Below are 16,158 nucleotides of genomic sequence, written 5' to 3' on the forward strand. Positions count from 1 at the left end.
ACGCGAAAGATGTTGCGCAGCGTCACCGCCGGAGGTCTAGGCTGTCTGCTGTTCTACCCGATGATCCATCCATCTCTAGTGATCGAGAATTCGACGTGACGAGTGCGTTGACGCTGCCTTCCGGCGGCCCGCTGGCGTCGTCCCGGCCCGGGGCGCCGACCGGTTCCCAGCCCCTGCCCTTCGAGCTCGACCATCTCCTCGCACTGCGCGTACCCGGCCTCATCGAAACGCGCCGGTACATTCACTCCCACCCGGAACTGTCCGGCGAGGAGTTCGAGACCGCCGCCCTGGTGCACCGCGAGCTGTCCCTCGCCGGGTTGAAGCCGCGCCTGCTGCCGAAGGGCAACGGCGTCATCTGCGACATCGACGGACGCCCGGACGGCCCGGTGATCGCGCTCCGCGCCGACATCGACGCGCTCCCGCTCAGCGACCCGAAGGACGTGCCGTACCGCTCGACGGTCGAGGGCGTCTGCCACGCCTGCGGCCACGACGTGCACACGTCGGTGATGCTCGGCGTCGGCATGCTGCTGGCCCAGCTCGCCGACATCGGCCAGCTCGACGGCCGGGTGCGGCTGATCTTCCAGCCGGCCGAGGAGATCCTGCCCTGCGGCTCGCTGGAGGTCATCGAGGCCGGCGGGCTGGAGGACGTGGCGCAGATCTTCGCGCTGCACTGCGACCCGAACCTGCCGGTGGGCAAGGTCGGCCTGCGGGTCGGCCCGATCACCGCCGCCGCCGACAACGTCACCGTCCGGCTCACCGGGCCGGGCGGGCACACCGCCCGCCCGCACCTGACCGTCGACCTGGTGGACGCGCTCGGCCGGCTGGTGACCGAGGTCCCGACCCTGATCAGCCGCCGGGTGCCGGCCAACAGCGGGCTGCTGCTGGTGTTCGGCCACGCCTCGGCCGGCACCCGTTACAACGTCATCCCCTCCGAGGCGTGCGCGGCCGGCACGCTGCGGGTGATGGACCGCGACACCTGGGACGAGGCGCCCAAGATCGTGGCTCAGGTGGTGCGGGACGTGCTCGCGCCCACCGGCGCCACAGTCGATCTGGAGTACCTGCGCGGCCGGCCGCCGGTGACCAACGACGCCCGCGCGATCGGCGTCCTCACCGCCGCCACCGCCGCCGCGTTCGGCCCCGACGGCATCGCCGAGACGCCGCAGAGCATGGGCGGCGAGGACTTCTCCTGGTACCTGGAGCACGTGCCCGGCGCGCTCGCCCGCCTCGGCGTGGGCCGGAGCGGGCCCAACGTGGACCTGCACCGGGCCTCGTTCGACGTGGACGAGCGCGCCATCGAGGCGGGCGTACGCCTCATGGTCCAGACCGCGCTGCGGGCACTGGCGGCGGCGCGCTGACCGGATCACCGGCCGGCCCGGACGGGAACGGCGGCATCGCGCCCAGGCCGGGCGGCGGCGTCCGCCGGGCCCGCCGGCGGCGGCGCCACAGGAGCAGCAACCACACCGGTACGCCGATCACCACCGCGAAGGGCAGCACCGCGCCGAGCACTGTGAGCGCAATGCGGGCCGAGGCCCGGAAGGCCGTCCAGCCGCCGTCCAGCCCGCTGAGGAAGCCCAGGTCGGCCTCCTCCTCGGCGGTGCTGGCGTCCGGCCCGAGCAACGTCACGGTGATGGTGGACAACGAGGTCAGGTCCGCCAGCCGGCGTTTGCGTGCCTCCAGCGCGGCCAGGTCCGCCTGACGGGTGCCCACCTCGTTCTCCAGCCGGACCAGCTCGTCCACCGAACTCGCCTGCGCGAGCAGCTTGCGGGCGCTCTCCACCCGCGCCCGCTGGGTGGCGATCCGGGAATCCAGGTCGACCATCTGCTCGGTGACGTCCTCGGTGCGGATCTCCCGGCGCTCCTGCCGGCCGAGGCCGGCGAGCCGGTCGATCACACCGGCGAACTTGTCCGCCGGCACCCGCAGCGTCAGCGTCGCCCGGGCCTCGGCGGACCGGCTCGTCCGCCGGTCGCCGCCGACGAACCCACCGGCCACGGTCACCGCGGTGACCGCCTCCCGCGCCGCGGCCTCCACATCGTCCACCCGGACCTGCATCGTCCCCGTGTAGATGATGGACCGCTGGTCGACCCGCAGATCCGCGCCGCCGGTGCCGCCGGGAGCGGCCTGGTCGCTGTCCGCGCCGCCCCCGGCGGGCTGCTCGCGCGCCGCGCCCCCGTCCATGGCCGGCGCGGCCGCATCGCCGCCACTGTCCTCGTCCGCGCCGCAGGCGCCCACGGCGAGCGCCGCGACCAGGCCCACCGCCACCAGGGCAAGGCCCCGGAATCGTCGTCCGCCCATTCCCCGTACTCCGATCGTCGAAGGCCCCGCGCGTCGGGACCGATACCTCGGACGTGGCGCGTGGTCGCGCCGGTTCCGGCAGACTGCGCTGAGGACATCACGATTCGGTATGCGAGGAGTCACGATGCAGGTGACCAAATACGCCCACTCCTGCCTGCGGCTGGAGCACGACGGTGCGGTGCTGGTCGTCGACCCGGGTGTCTTCAGCGATCCGGCGGCGCTCGACGGGGCGGACGCGGTGCTGATCACCCACGAACACCCGGACCACGTGGACGTCCCCGCGCTGACCCGGGCGCTGGAGCGGCGGTCCGTGCCGGTGCACGGCCCGGCGTCGCTCGCCGGGGTGCTCGGCGACGCCGCCGAGGCGCTGGTGACGGTCGAGCCCGGACAGTCGTTCACCGTCGCCGGGGTGCCGGTGCGGGCGTACGGCGGGCAGCACGCGGTCATCCACCCGGACATCCCGGTGATCCAGAACCTCGGCTACCTCTTCGCCGATGTGGTCTACCACCCGGGCGACTCGTTGTTCGTGCCCGACGACGTGCAGGTGGACACGTTGTTCGCCCCGATCCACGCGCCCTGGTCGAAGTTCTCCGAGGTGGTCGAATTCATCCGCGCGGTCGCGCCGCGCCGGGCGTACGCGCTGCACGACGCGCTGCTCAACGACAACGGCCTCGGCGTGCTGGACCGGCAGTACACCGCGTTGTCCAAGACCGACTACCGCCGTCTGGAGCCGGGCACCCGGATCGACGCCTGAACATGGCCGAGGTGCCCGCGGAGGTGATCCGGCGGCTCTACGCCGCGCCGCCGGACCGGTTCGTCGCGGCCCGGGACGCCGCCGTCGCGCAGGCCCGGCAGTCCGGCGACCCGCGTACCGCCCGGGAGATCGGCAAGCTGCGCCGGCCCACAGTGGCGGCCTGGCTGGTCAACCTGCTCGCCATCCGACGGCCCGAGCTGGTCGCCGACCTGACCCAGCTGGCCGAGTCGCTGCGCGCCGCGCAGCGCGACCTGCGCGGCGGCACGCTGCGGGAACTGTCCGCGCAGCGGCGCGCCGTCGTGGGCGCGCTCGTCGCCGAGGTACGCCGCCTGGCCGCCGCCGAACCCGCCGCGCCGCCGGCCGGCAAGCTGCCGCTGGGCGAGGTGGAGGCGACACTGAACGCCGCGCTCTCGGACACCGAGGTGGCCGAGCAGGTACGCGCCGGACGCCTGCTGCGGGCCAGCCACTACGCCGGGTTCGGCGAGGTGCCCCGCCCCCAACTGCGGCTCGTGACCGGAGGCGAGGAGGCGCCCGTCGTACCGGATCGGGCGGCCGAGCGGGCCGACGCGCGCCGGGCCCGCGACGAGCGGGCGGCGCGGGCCGAACGGGCCGGGCGGCGGCGCACCGCGACCCGCGAGCTGACCCGGGCCCGCACGGACCTGGAACGGGCCGAGAAGGAGCTGGCCACGGCGGACGCGGCCGAGCGCGACGGCGCCGCGACGCTGGACCGGATCGAGACGGAACTGGCCGAGTTGGAGCGTCGCCGCGCGGTGGCCGAGCAGGAGCTGAGCCGGGCCCGGCTGGCCCGCCGGGGCGCGGAACGGGCGGTCACCGCCGCCCGCCGCCGGGCCGGTGAGGTGGAAGCCGTCCTGGAGGCGCTCGACGCCGAAGAGGGGGATGCCGACACCGGTGACGAACAGGCAGACTGAGCGTGATGAATGGCCACGGTGGACTGACGGCGATGGACCGTCGATGACTCCGGAGCAACTCGCCGCCGCCTGCAAACCGCTGGTGCTCGAACTCGGGGAGGCGTTCAACCGCTGCCCGTCCACGCTGCGCCGGGCGCGGCTGCTCGGCATCTCCGGGTGGGCCTTCTACATCACCGGGCGGGCCGGGGCGCTCGGTGACGTCCGTGCCGAGACGGTCGCCGCAGCGCTGGGCTTCATCGCCCCGGAGGCGGTCACGGACGGCTGGGATGCCGCCGCGCGGACCGTCCCGCCGCTGGAGGTGGCCACCGCCAACCTCGCCGAGTGCTGCCGATGGGGTACGGCCCGGCTCGGTGACGGCGCCGAGTCGTCCCGGCTCGCCGCGCTGCTGGGCCGGGCGGTCGAGGCGGCGGACGGCAGCGGCATGCCGCTCTTCGCCGCCTGGCGGGCCATGCCGGTGCCCGACCCGTCACCGGGCGCGCGGGCGGCGGTCGGCATGCTGCTGCTGCGCGAGCACTTCGCCGGGGCGTACCTGCTCGCGGTGCGCGCGGCCGGGCTGACACCGCTGGAGGCGGTGCTGGCCGGGCCGGAGGGCGAGGCGGGAGCGGCCGCGTGCGGCTGGGCGCCCCCGTACCCGCCGGTCGGGCCGCTGGTGCGGCGGCGGCTCTGGGCCGAGGCGGTGACCGAACGCCTGGCGTCGGCGGCGTTCCGCGTGCTGAGCGCGGCCGAGGGCGCGGAGCTGCTGGTTCTGCTCGGCGCCGCGCGGCAGCGCGCCCGACGCGGATAAATGGGAGGCGGCCCCGCCGGTGCGGCTGTCAGGATCTGGCCCGTGACGCTCCCCGCCGGCTGGTCGGCCCGCCGCCCGACCCTCGACGACGTGCCCGCGATCCTGGCGGTGGTGCACGCCGCCGACACGTTCGCCGTCGGCCACCCCGACTTCGACGACGAGGACGTGCGATCCGCGCTGACCGCGCCGTTCGTCGACCCGGCGCGGGACTCCTGGCTGGTCACCGACCCGGACGGGACGGCGGTGGCCTGGTCGATCCTGGCCAACCCGAGCGGCGTGGGCCGGGAGTGGGTCGACGTGCTCGTCGACCCCGACCGCGGCGCCGACCTGCGCGCGCCGCTGCTGGCCCGGCTGCTGGAGCGGGTCGCCGAACGGGCCGCCGAACGTGGCCTGCCCGCGCTCACCGCCCGCGCCGGGGTCTACGCGCCGGAGACCCGCTGGGCGGGAGAGCTGACCGAGGCCGGGTTCACCCGGATCAAGCGCTACATCCGGATGAGCCGCTCGCTCGCCGACCTGCCCGCCGAGCCGGCGCCCCCGCCCGGGGTGACAGTGCGACCGCTGCGCGCCGACGACGAGAGCGACCTGCGGCTGTTCCACCGGATCTACGACACCGCGTTCCGGGACACGCCCGATCATGACCCGCTCGACTTCGAGCGGTGGCGGGACCTGCTGCCCTCGTACGGCAAGGTCTGGGACGAGTGGTTCCTGGCCGAGGTCGACGGCGAGCCGGCCGGCGCGCTCCAGTCCTCCGACCAGGCGCTCGACCAGGACCGGGGGTGGGTGCGGACGCTGTCGGTGCTGCCCGCGTACCGGCGGCGCGGGGTGGGCGCGGCGCTGCTGCGCCGGGCCTTCGCGGTCTACGCGGCGAAGGGCCGTGCCGGGGCCGGGCTCGGCGTCGACCTGGCCAACCCGACCGCGCCGGTCACGCTCTACCGCTCCGTCGGGCTGGTGGAGGAGCACTGGGCCGACATGTACGAGCGGAGCGTGCCCGCCTCGCGGGTGTGACCCCGCACCCCCGTCCCGGGGTCGCCGAGCGCTCCCGGGGGCGCTCGGCGCACACTGTCACTGTGGGAGACGCGCTACGCGGACGCGGTGCCGGTGGGGCGGGACCGCAGCTCGGTGACGTAGTCGTCCGGCGCGCCCGCCTTCTCCGCGGCGTTCGCCAGCTCCGACAGGTACCAGGCGGTGGGCAGTCCGCCCTCGTAGCCGTCGAACACGTAGACCCACGCGGTCACGTCGCCGTCGAGCGTCGAGACGCGCACCGTCAGCCGGCGGTACGTCTCGGCGGTCACGCCCTCGATCTCGTCGAGCTGCGCGGCGTCGTACGGGTGGATGTCGTAGAGGGCCACGAAGACCCGGTCACCCGGGGACTCGACAACGGTGCTGACCGAGCCCTCCCACCCGATGACGTCCTCGCCGGCGAAGGTGAGCCGCCACCCCTCCAGCCAGCCGGTACCCACCATCGGCGAATGCGGGCAGTAGGCGCGCATGCGGGCGGGGTCCAGGTTTGAGCCGTAAGCAGCGTAGAGACGCACGGCGACGACGATAGCCCGGCTGGCGGGTGGGGGAGAATACGACAGTGCGTGTCGAACCCGACGGGGAGAAGAAAGTCACTGTGAGCACAGACGAGGGGCTATTGCGGTGAGCGCGAGGAGTGCGGCGGAGCGGAGCCCCGCAGTCGCGAACGAAGGGACGGCTCTGTGAGTCAGATCGTGATCATCGGCGGCGGGCCGGCCGGGTACGAGGCGGCCCTGGTCGCCGCGCAGTTGGACGCCGAGGTCACGGTGGTCGAGGCGGAGGGGGCCGGCGGCGCCTGCGTGCTCTCCGACTGCGTGCCCTCAAAGACGTTCATCGCCAGCTCGGAGGTGGTCACCGGTTACCGGGACACCGAGGAGTTCGGCGTGCACTCCGACGGCCTGGAGGCGGTCACCGTCGACGCGCGGGCGGTGCACGAGCGGGTCAAGCGGCTCGCCCTGGCGCAGTCCGCCGACATCCACGCCAAGCTGGTCAAGGCCGGCGTCGAGTTCGTGGCCGGCACCGCCCGCCTGGGCGAGGACACGCTCGGCCACACCCACCGGGTGATCGTCACCCCGGCCGGCGGCGGCGAGGAGTACTCGATCGCCGCGTCGACGGTGCTCGTCGCGACCGGCGCGACCCCCCGCCAGCTGCCCACCGCCGTACCGGACGGCGAGCGCATCCTGACCTGGCGTCAGGTGTACGACCTGCCCGCCCTGCCCGAGCACCTGATCGTGGTCGGTTCCGGCGTCACCGGCGCCGAGTTCGCCAGCGCGTACCTGGCCATGGGCGTCAAGGTCACGCTGGTCTCCAGCCGGGACCGGGTCATGCCGCACGAGGACGCCGACGCCGCCATGGCGATCGAGCGGGTGTTCCGCAACCGGGGCATGAGCATCCTGAACAACTCCCGCGCCGAGGCGGTCCGCCGCGTCGGCGACGGGGTGGAGGTGCTGCTCTCCGACGGCCGTCAGGTCACCGGCTCGCACGCGCTGATCGCGGTCGGCTCGATCCCGAACACCGCCGACCTGGGCCTGGCCGAGTACGGCGTGGAGCTGGCCCGGGGCGGTTACGTGACAGTGGACCGGGTCTCCCGTACCAACGTGCCGGGCATCTACGCGGCGGGGGACTGCACCGGCGTGCTGCCGCTGGCCAGCGTCGCGGCGATGCAGGGCCGGATCGCCATGTGGCACACGCTGGGCGAGGCGGTCCGGCCGCTGCGGCTGCGTACCGTCGCGGCGAACGTCTTCACCGACCCGGAGCTGGCCACTGTCGGCGTCTCCCAGGACGAGGTGGACGCCGGCAAGACCCCGGCCCGCCAGGTGATGCTGCCGCTGTCCGGCAACGCGCGGGCGAAGATGGACGACCTGGCCGACGGCTTCGTCAAGCTGTTCTGCCGGCCGGCGAGCGGCCAGGTGATCGGCGGCGTGGTGGTGGCGCCGAAGGCCAGCGAGCTGATCCTGCCGATCACGATGGCGGTGGAGAACAACCTGACGGTGAACGAGCTGGCCCACACCATCACCATCTACCCGAGCCTGTCCGGCTCCATCACCGAGGCCGCCCGCCAGCTCATGCTCCACGAGCTGGAGTAGCCCCGTCCCGCCCATTCTTTCGTCGATCATGGAGTTGCGGCCCCCGATCCGACCGGAATGCCCGGTCTGTGCGGGGTCACAACTGCATGATCGACGACTCTGGTCAGGGCGAGGTGCAGGGCGAGGGTGGTTATGACGGCTGTCTCCGTGAGGATGAGCACGCGCTCGATCAGGCCGAGCAGGGCTCGGTCGCCCGGGTAGGCGGACCAGATCATCGCGCCTGCGAGCACCAGGCTGGCTGCGGTCAGGCCGCGCAGCCAGGCGGCGGCTCCGGCGACCGGGTGGCGGGCCAGCAGCCAGCCGGCCACGGGCAGGGCCAGGAACGACAGCACCGAGGCGTACCGGTGCACGTACGCGGCGGTGTCCATCGGCGTACCCGGCTCGTTCGTGGGCACCACCGCCGCGGCCAGCAACCCGGCCGACCAGGCGGTCAGCAACGCGAGCGGGACCAGGCCCGCACCGGCCCGGCGCAGCGCCGGCAGCAGCACGACACTGGCCGCCGCGAGCACCGCCATCGCGGTGTCGATGACGCCGCCCCGATCGGAGACGGCGAAGTCGCTGACGGTCAGCGACCAGGGATCCAGGTCGTCGCTGACCCCGACGTGACCGATCGTCGCGAGCACCGCCGCCAGGACGATCCCGCCGAGGGCCAACAGGCCGCTTCTCCGCGTTCCAGGCATACGGCCAGCCTGTCGCCGCAACCGCCCCAGACGGATCCGGGACCACCACCCACTTCGGTCCCCGGGTCGTCCCCTACCGGATCCCCGGAGACCCGCGTCAGGCTACGTCGAGACGAATGTTCCCGATCCGGGCGACCACATCAAGGTGTCCGCCGAGTCCGGTCACATAGGCGCGCAGAATCTCCAGGTTGACGCTCTCGCCGTTCTCGATCTGGCTGATCCGCGCCTGAGACAAGCCCGCCGCGTCCGCCAGCTGAGCCTGGGTCATGCCCAGCTGCTTGCGGATCTCCGCCAGCTGCGCGCCGCTGACCGAAGCCAGCATCTGCTCTCGCAACTGTCCCCGCCGGGCGACACGCTCGCTGTCGTCCCACGAGGGATCCACTCTGCGGGCCTTCGCCTTGACGTCGCGCCAGTTCGCCCCACCACTCATGGCTGTTCTTCCTTCAGGTTGATCAGGTGCTCCTGGAACCGCTCGTCCGCCAACGGAATGGCGAGCCGGTACCAACTCTGCCACTGCCCCGCCTTGTCCCCGGCCACCAGGAAGATGGCTTCCCGGGAGGGATCGAACGCGAAGATCATCCGAACCTCCGAGGTGCCGCTGGAACCTGGTCGTAGTTCCTTCATGTGGTGATAAGCGCTGCCCTTGAGTCGGTCAACCAGTGGCCGACCCAGTGCGGGGCCGTGCTCTGCCAGTAGGTCGAGCGCTTCGCTGACGAGGTCAGCGGTGCTCGGCTCACTCGAGCACAGGTCCAGGAACCAACGCTCGACCTCCGGATGAAGCCTGATCTCCCACACCTGGTCAATATAAACGGAACTTATATGCGGCGGGGGTCAACGCTCCAGACCGCGCGTCAGCTGCCGGTCGAGTCGGCGGTGGCCTCGGCGCGGGTCTGCCGGGCGCTGCTGATCCAGGTCATCGCCCACCCGGCCAGCGCGAACCCGGCCGCCGCCACGCCACCGATCAGCAGCAGCCGCCACGCCGAGTGGGTCAGCGCCGTGCCGCCCAGGTGACCGACGAGCGCGCCGTAACTGGACCAGGCGAGCGCCGCTGCCGCCTCGTAGGGCAGGAAGAGGCGGTACGGGTAGCGGCTGCGGCCGGCCGAGAAGCAGGCCGCCATCCGGCCGCCGGGCACGAACCGGCAGAGCAGGATCACCAGCGGCCCGGGCTCGCGTAGCCCGCGGGTGACCCGGGTGACGGCCCGGCGCGCCCGCCCGCGTGGCGTGGCACGTGCCGCCCGGCGGGTCGGCGTGGTGCGGCCGATCAGGTAGCAGGCCAGGTCGCCGATGAAGACGCCGGCCGCGCCGACCGCGATGGTGGCCGGCAGGCTGAGCCCGCCGTAGACGGTCAGCGCCCCACTGGTGATCATGACGAGCTGGGTCGGCACCACCGGAACGAAGGCGTCGGCGATCAGCAGGGTCAGCAGCAGCGCGTACGCCCACATGGGCGACGCGACGTCAGAGATGAGTTCGGCCACGACCGCCACCTCGCCGGAGTTCTCCGTTCGACCGGACCGAGCCTGACGCCGTGTCCGGCGTCACCACCACCGGCCCCACCTGGCGGTGACAGGCGACACCGGCGGGCCGTAGGTGTGAAACGAGCCGACCCGGCCGGACGTTACGGGTGGGCGAGGCCCCGGGACGGGGCGGCGGATCGACGGATCGCGGCGTACCGTTGGCGGGACGCGGCACCGGAGCCGTCGGGTCCCCCGTTCCCGATGCCCAGGCCGCGGCGGGTCGCCGACAGGTCCCGTGTCGGCGACCCGCACCCTCTCTCCGAAATCCAGGTGCGCCGGTGGCGTCCGCGCGTCTACGTTCGGGGCATGCGCAGCGCGGTAGTGACCACGACGCCGGGTGTTCCCGGCGCGCCGCACTGACGTTTCTGTCGACGAGGCCCCGGGGCGATCCGCTCCGGGGCCTCGCGGCGTTCCGGGCCTGCTCGCCTCCGGGTCGTACCCGATCAAGGAGAGCGACATGATCGACCACCGCAGGCTCGGCCGGGACCTGGAGCTGTTCGTCTCCGACCCGCTCGCGGGCGCCGGGCTGCCGATCTGGCTGCCGGACGGCGCCGCCGCCCGGCACGCCGTCGAGGAGTACGTGCGGGAGCTGGAGCGGCGGGCCGGCTACCGGCACGTCTACTCGCCGCCGCTGGGCAAACGGGAGCTGTTCGAGCTGTCCGGGCACCTGGGCTACTTCGCCGACGACATGTTCCCGCCGATGCGGCTGAGCGCCGACGACGAGTTCGTGCTGCGCCCGGCGCTGTGCCCGCATCACGCGCTGGTGTTCCGGGCCCGGGGGCGTTCCTACCGGGAGCTGCCGCTGCGCGTCGCCGAGCTGGGCGGGATGTACCGGGCGGAACGTTCCGGGGTGCTCGGCGGGCTGTCCCGGGTGCGTGCCATCTCGCTCAACGACGCGCACAACTTCTGCGCCCTGGACCAGGTCGGCGACGAGGTCCGCGAGATCCTGCGGCTGATCGGCGAGGCGCATGCCGCGCTCGGCGTCCGTCCCGCCGGGTTGCGGCTGTCGCTGCGTGGGCCGGGCCAGCGGTACGTGGGCGACGACGCGAGCTGGGCGCGGGCCGAGGACCTGCTGCGCGCGGCGCTCGACGGGGTGGACGTCGTGGAGGCGCCGGGTGAGGCCGCGTTCTACGGCCCGAAGATCGACATTCAGATCGTGGACGCGGCCGGCCGGGAGTCGACCATCTCCACCGTTCAGCTCGACTTCGACAAGCCGGAACGGTTCGACCTGTCGTACACCGACTCGGACGGCCGCCGGAAACGGCCGGTGATGGTGCACCGCAGCCTGGTCGGCAGCATGGAGCGGCTGTTCGCGTACCTGATCGAGGTGCACCAGGGCGCGTTCCCCGCCTGGTACGCCCCGGTGCAGGTGCTGCTGCTCCCGCTCGACGCGGCGCAGGCCGACGCTGCCGCCGGACTGGCCCGCCGTGCCGAGGTGGCCGGGCTGCGGGCCGAGGTGCAGCACGCCGGTTCGCTCGGCGCCCGCATCCGCGACGCGGCCCGCAGGCGCATCCCGTACACCGGGGTCCTCGGCCCCCGGGAGGCGGCCGACGGCTCGGTCTCGCTGCGTCTGCGCGACGGGCGGGTGCTCGACCCGATGCCCGCCGCGCAGGCGCTGGGCCTGATCGGCGCGGTGGTCGCGAGCCGGTCGGCCGGACTGCTCCCGCCCGGCTGACTCCGGCCCGCCCGGGTGCCGGCAAGGCACCCGGGCGGCGGCCGGTGTCGGGCCTGTGGCCGGATCCACGTCAGTTACCGACCGGCGTGCCGGCGCCGGCACGCATTCCGTTCGGCGGGCCGGCCGGGGCCGGCGCCGGAACCTCGTCGGTGATCACCGCGCCGGTGAACTGCGCCCGGTAGAGCCGGGCGTACGCGCCACCGGCGGCGACGAGCTGGTCATGGGTGCCCTGCTCCACGATCCGGCCCTGCTCCATCATCAGGATCAGGTCGGCGTCGCGGATGGTGGAGAGCCGGTGCGCGATGACGAAGCTCGTCCGGTCCGAGCGCAGCGCCGCCATGGCGCGCTGGAGCAGCACCTCGGTGCGGGTGTCCACCGAGCTGGTCGCCTCGTCCAGGATCAGCAGCGACGGCTCGGCCAGGAACGCGCGGGCGATGGTGATGAGCTGCTTCTCCCCGGCACTGACGTTGCCGCCCTCCTCGTCGATCACGGTGTCGTAGCCGTCGGGCAGGCTGCGCACGAACCGGTCGACGAACGTCGCCCGGGCGGCGGCGAGGATCTCCTCCTCGCTGGCGTCCGGACGCCCGTAGGCGATGTTGTCCCGGATGGTGCCGCCGAACAGCCAGGTGTCCTGGAGCACCATGCCGATCCGGCCGCGCAGGTCGTCGCGGCGCATCGTGGAGATGTCCACCCCGTCCAGCGTGATCCGGCCGGCGTCCAGCTCGTAGAACCGCATGACCAGGTTGACCAGCGTGGTCTTGCCCGCGCCGGTGGGACCGACGATGGCCACCGTGTGACCTGGTTCGGCGACCAGCGACAGGTCGTCGATGAGCGGCTTCTCCGGGTCGTACCGGAAGGAGACGTGCTCGAACTCGACCCGCCCGTGCGGGTCGGCGATCCGCGCCGGCTCGGCCGGGTCGGGGCTCTGCTCGTCGGCGTCGAGCACCGCGAAGACCCGCTCGGCCGAGGCCACCCCGGACTGCAGCAGGTTGGCCATCGAGGCGACCTGGGTGAGCGGCTGGGTGAACTGCCGCGAGTACTGGATGAACGCCTGCACGTCACCGAGGCTCATCGAGCCGGACGCCACCCGCAGGCCGCCGACCACCGCGATCGCGACGTAGCTGAGGTTCCCGATGAAGAACATCGCCGGCATGATGATCCCGGAGACGAACTGCGCGCCGAAGCTGGCCCGGAACAGTTCCTCGTTCTTGGCGTGGAAGGCGGCCTCGACCTCCTTCTGCCGGCCGAAGACCTTGACCAGCTCGTGCCCGGTGTACGCCTCCTCGATCTGGCCGTTCAGCTCGCCGGTGTGCTTCCACTGCGCGATGAACTTGCCCTGCGACCGCTTCGCGATCTGGCTGGTGACCACCACCGACAGCGGCACCGCGACCAGCGCGACCAGCGCCAGCAACGGCGAGATCCAGAACATCATCCCGAGTACGCCGACGACGGTGAGCAGCGACGTGAGCAGCTGGCTCAGCGTCTGCTGGAGCGTCTGCGACACGTTGTCGATGTCGTTCGTGACCCGGCTCAGCAGCTCACCCCGGGGCTGCTTGTCGAAGTACGGCAGCGGCAGCCGGTTGAGCTTGTCCTCCACGTCGGCGCGCAGCCTCAGCACGGTGCGCTGCACGACCCCGTTGAGCACCCAGCCCTGCGCCCACTGCAGGATGCTCGCGCCGATGTAGAGCACCACCGCGAACGCCAGCACCCGGCCCAGCGCGGCGAAGTCGATCCCGGTGCCGGGGATCACGTCCATCCGGGCCAGCATGTCGGCGAAGTTGCCGTTGCCCTCGGCGCGGGCTGCCTCCGCCGCCGCCTCGGTCGTGGTGCCGGCCGGCAGCTGACGGCCGATCACCCCGCTGAAGATGATGTCGGTGGCGTGGCCGAGCACCTTCGGCCCGACGACGCTGAGCCCGACGCTGCCCAGGGCCAGCGCGAGCACGCCGGTGAGCTGGAGCCGGTACGGTCGCAGCCGCCCCAGCAGACGGCGCGCCGACGGCCCGAAGTTCATCGCCTTCTCGGCCGGCATGCCCATGTTCATGTGCGGCGGTCCACCGGCGGGCCGGCGTCCGGCCGGAGGTAGTCGTGTGGGTTCGTTCTTCTGCTGCGGAACCGACGAGGTCATGCGGCCACCTCCGCCGTCTGCTGCGACGCCACGATCTCGGCGTACGTGGGACAGCTCTCCAGTAGTTCCTCGTGTCGTCCCATCCCGACGACACCCCCGTCCTCGAGCACGATGATCTGGTCGGCGTCGACGATCGTGGAGACCCGCTGGGCCACGATCACCACCGCCGCGTCCGCGGTGACCGGCTTGAGGGCGGCCCGCAGCCGGGCGTCCGTGCCGAGGTCGAGCGCGGAGAAGGAGTCGTCGAAGAGATAGATCTCCGGTTTGCGCACGAGCGCGCGGGCGATCGCCAGCCGTTGCCGCTGGCCACCGGAGACGTTCGTGCCGCCCTGCGCGATCGGCGCGTCCAGCCCGCCCGCCATGTCGGCGACGAAGTCGCGCGCCTGGGCGATCTCCAGGGCGGCCCACAGGTCGGCGTCGGTGGCGTCCGGATTGCCGTAGCGCAGGTTGCTGGCGACGGTGCCACTGAACAGGTACGGCCGCTGGGGCACCAGCCCGATCCGCCGCCACAGCTCATCCGGGGCGAGTTCCCGGACGTCCACGCCGTCGACCAGGACGGCGCCGGCGGTGGGGTCGACCAGGCGGGGGATCAGCGTCAGCAGCGTGGTCTTGCCGGCGCCGGTGGAGCCGATGATCGCGGTGGTCCGGCCCGGTTCGGCGCGGAACGAGATGTCGTGCAGGACCGGCGCGCTCGCGCCCGGGTACTGGAATCCGGCGCCGCGCAGCTCCAACTCGCCGTGGCCGGTGACCTCGGTGACCGGGTCGGACGCCGGCACCACCGACGAGTCGGTGTCCAGCACCTCCTCGATGCGCTCGGCGCAGACCGCGGCCCGGGGGACCATCATCAGCATGAAGGTGGCCATCATGACCGCCATCAGGATCTGCATCAGGTACTGCAGGAACGCGGTCAGCGCGCCGACCTGGATCTGGCCGGAGTCGACACGCGCCGCGCCGAACCAGAGCACCGCGACGCTGGAGACGTTCAGGACCAGCATCACGATCGGGAAGATCAGCGCCTGGAGCCGCCCGATCCGCAGGGCGGTGGCGGTCAGGTCGGTGTTCGCCGCCCCGAAGCGGTCGGTCTCGTACGGCTCGCGGACGAAGGCCCGGACCACCCGGATGCCGGTGATCTGCTCGCGCAGCACCCGGTTGACCGTGTCGATCCGGGTCTGCATGAGCCGGAAGCCCGGCACCATCCGGCGGATGATCAGGCCCAGCGCGACTGCGAGCACCGGTACGCAGACCAGCATCAGCCAGGAGAGCCCGACGTCCTCACGGAGCGCCATCACCACTCCGCCGACGCTCATGATCGGCGCGGCGACCAGCATGGTGCAGCTCAGCAGCACCAGCATCTGCACCTGCTGGACGTCGTTGGTGTTGCGGGTGATCAGGGACGGCGCGCCGAACCGGGCCACCTCGCGGGCGGAGAAGCTGTTCACCCGCCGGAAGATGGAACCGCGCACGTCGCGGCCGAAGCCCATCGCGGTCTTCGCCCCGAAGTAGACGGCGGCGATCGAGCAGGCGATCTGGAGCAGGCTGACCAGCAGCATCCAGCCGCCCGTACGCAGGATCTGGTCGGTGTCGCCGACGGCGACGCCGCGGTCGATGATGTCGGCGTTCAGGCTGGGCAGGTAGAGCGAGGCGATGGTGCCGACGAACTGGAACGCCACCACGGCGACCAGCCATCGTCGGTACGGGCGCAGGTGTGTGCGGAGCAGGCGGATCAACACGGATGGCTCCCCGTTGGCGGCTCGGTGTCGGACTCGCTGTCCCGGTTCAACCGACGGAGGTCCCCGTCGGACATGCCGGTGATGATTTCGATCAGGAACTCGCGGATCACCGCCCGTTTGTCCGGGTCGGCGTCGACAGACGTCAGTGGCCGATCGCTGTGGATCATGTCGATGATGGCGCGGGCGTGCTCGCCGCCCTTGTCGGTCAGGGCGAGCCGGACGGTGCGGCGGTCCTCGGGCGCGCGGCGTCTGCTGACGAAGCCGTCGCGTTCGAGGGTGTCCACGATGCCGGTGAGCGTGGCGGGCCGGACGAAGCACAGCTCGGCCATTTCCCGGTGGCTCGCGTCGCCGGAGCGGAGGAGGATCATCAGGACCCGCATGCCGGCGGACGTGAGCCCGTGGTGCTCGGCCAGGTAGCGCCCCCAGTGCTGCTCGACGACGTGACCGGCGATCGAGACCAGCCGGCCGAGCGGCGCGTGGTGCAGCGCGTCGGGAAAGCGTACGAGGGGCCCAGGATTCACGGCTGTCAGATTAGCCCCCGAACCATCAGGGCCCAAACTAATTTCTGAGA

The 16,158-nt window shown here is 72.6% G+C and carries 16 protein-coding genes; 7 read left to right on the top strand and 9 right to left on the bottom strand.

The window, feature by feature from the left end:
• Positions 1–95 precede the first annotated feature (95 nt).
• Positions 96–1,355, top strand: a complete 1,260-nt coding sequence (locus MicB006_RS04195) for an amidohydrolase (RefSeq protein ID WP_116503942.1) — start codon at positions 96–98, stop codon at positions 1,353–1,355.
• Here MicB006_RS04195 and MicB006_RS04200 read toward each other — a convergent pair.
• Positions 1,312–2,292, bottom strand: a complete 981-nt coding sequence (locus tag MicB006_RS04200; RefSeq protein ID WP_116503944.1) for a DUF4349 domain-containing protein — start codon at positions 2,290–2,292, stop codon at positions 1,312–1,314. The genes MicB006_RS04195 and MicB006_RS04200 overlap by 44 nt on opposite strands.
• A gap of 124 nt (positions 2,293–2,416) precedes the next feature.
• Here MicB006_RS04200 and MicB006_RS04205 point away from each other — a divergent pair, with 124 nt between their 5' ends.
• Genes MicB006_RS04205 through MicB006_RS04220 form a run of 4 tightly spaced genes read left to right on the top strand, consistent with a single transcriptional unit; the run spans position 2,417 to position 5,764 of the window.
• On the top strand, positions 2,417–3,046 hold the full coding sequence (locus MicB006_RS04205) for an MBL fold metallo-hydrolase (protein WP_116503946.1): 630 nt from the start codon (positions 2,417–2,419) through the stop codon (positions 3,044–3,046).
• 2 nt (positions 3,047–3,048) lie between these two features.
• Entirely contained in the window at positions 3,049–3,975 is a 927-nt protein-coding gene (locus tag MicB006_RS04210) for a hypothetical protein (RefSeq protein WP_116503948.1), read from the top strand.
• Positions 3,976–4,018: 43 nt separating this feature from the next.
• Positions 4,019–4,759 (top strand): hypothetical protein, encoded by a 741-nt coding sequence (locus MicB006_RS04215; protein ID WP_073825157.1) that lies wholly within the window; start codon positions 4,019–4,021, stop codon positions 4,757–4,759.
• Between the two features lie 42 nt (positions 4,760–4,801).
• Positions 4,802–5,764, top strand: coding sequence for a GNAT family N-acetyltransferase (locus MicB006_RS04220; RefSeq protein WP_073825154.1), 963 nt, complete (start codon positions 4,802–4,804; stop codon positions 5,762–5,764).
• Positions 5,765–5,838: 74 nt separating this feature from the next.
• Here MicB006_RS04220 and MicB006_RS04225 read toward each other — a convergent pair whose 3' ends face one another.
• Positions 5,839–6,294 carry a gamma-glutamylcyclotransferase gene (locus MicB006_RS04225; protein WP_030501227.1) on the bottom strand — a complete coding sequence of 152 codons (456 nt, stop codon included), beginning with the start codon at positions 6,292–6,294 and terminating at the stop codon, positions 5,839–5,841.
• Between the two features lie 165 nt (positions 6,295–6,459).
• Here MicB006_RS04225 and MicB006_RS04230 point away from each other — a divergent pair, with 165 nt between their 5' ends.
• Positions 6,460–7,863: an NAD(P)H-quinone dehydrogenase gene (locus MicB006_RS04230; protein ID WP_116503950.1), complete on the top strand. Its 1,404-nt coding sequence runs from the start codon at positions 6,460–6,462 to the stop codon at positions 7,861–7,863.
• A gap of 26 nt (positions 7,864–7,889) precedes the next feature.
• On the opposite strand, the gene MicB006_RS04235 is transcribed toward MicB006_RS04230, so the two are convergent.
• The 4 genes from MicB006_RS04235 to MicB006_RS04250 all read right to left on the bottom strand — a co-directional run bounded on the left by MicB006_RS04235 (position 7,890) and on the right by MicB006_RS04250 (position 10,018).
• Entirely contained in the window at positions 7,890–8,543 is a 654-nt protein-coding gene (locus MicB006_RS04235; RefSeq protein ID WP_116503952.1) for a DUF998 domain-containing protein, read from the bottom strand.
• Between the two features lie 97 nt (positions 8,544–8,640).
• Positions 8,641–8,973, bottom strand: a complete 333-nt coding sequence (locus MicB006_RS04240; RefSeq protein WP_116503954.1) for a helix-turn-helix domain-containing protein — start codon at positions 8,971–8,973, stop codon at positions 8,641–8,643.
• Positions 8,970–9,338 (bottom strand): type II toxin-antitoxin system RelE/ParE family toxin, encoded by a 369-nt coding sequence (locus MicB006_RS04245; protein WP_116503955.1) that lies wholly within the window; start codon positions 9,336–9,338, stop codon positions 8,970–8,972. Before MicB006_RS04245 ends, MicB006_RS04240 begins: the two co-directional genes overlap by 4 nt.
• A 56-nt stretch (positions 9,339–9,394) precedes the next feature.
• A complete protein-coding gene (locus MicB006_RS04250) occupies positions 9,395–10,018 on the bottom strand; it encodes a DedA family protein (protein WP_116511161.1) in 624 nt (207 codons plus the stop codon).
• A gap of 496 nt (positions 10,019–10,514) precedes the next feature.
• On the opposite strand from MicB006_RS04250, the gene thrS reads away from it, so the two are divergent.
• Entirely contained in the window at positions 10,515–11,732 is a 1,218-nt protein-coding gene (thrS, locus tag MicB006_RS04255) for a threonine--tRNA ligase (RefSeq protein WP_116503957.1), read from the top strand.
• 70 nt (positions 11,733–11,802) lie between these two features.
• Here thrS and MicB006_RS04260 read toward each other — a convergent pair whose 3' ends face one another.
• Genes MicB006_RS04260 through MicB006_RS04270 form a run of 3 tightly spaced genes read right to left on the bottom strand, consistent with a single transcriptional unit; the run spans position 11,803 to position 16,108 of the window.
• Entirely contained in the window at positions 11,803–13,857 is a 2,055-nt protein-coding gene (locus MicB006_RS04260; protein WP_116503959.1) for an ABC transporter ATP-binding protein, read from the bottom strand.
• Positions 13,854–15,587, bottom strand: coding sequence for an ABC transporter ATP-binding protein (locus MicB006_RS04265; RefSeq protein WP_116503961.1), 1,734 nt, complete (start codon positions 15,585–15,587; stop codon positions 13,854–13,856). Before MicB006_RS04265 ends, MicB006_RS04260 begins: the two co-directional genes overlap by 4 nt.
• The gene (locus tag MicB006_RS04270; protein WP_073825132.1) at positions 15,581–16,108 is read right to left on the bottom strand and encodes a MarR family winged helix-turn-helix transcriptional regulator; all 528 of its coding nucleotides are present in this window, start codon (positions 16,106–16,108) and stop codon (positions 15,581–15,583) included. Before MicB006_RS04270 ends, MicB006_RS04265 begins: the two co-directional genes overlap by 7 nt.
• Positions 16,109–16,158: the final 50 nt, after the last annotated feature.

Origin of the sequence: Micromonospora sp. B006, assembly GCF_003408515.1 — a bacterium.
Classification (GTDB): domain Bacteria; phylum Actinomycetota; class Actinomycetes; order Mycobacteriales; family Micromonosporaceae; genus Micromonospora; species Micromonospora echinospora_A.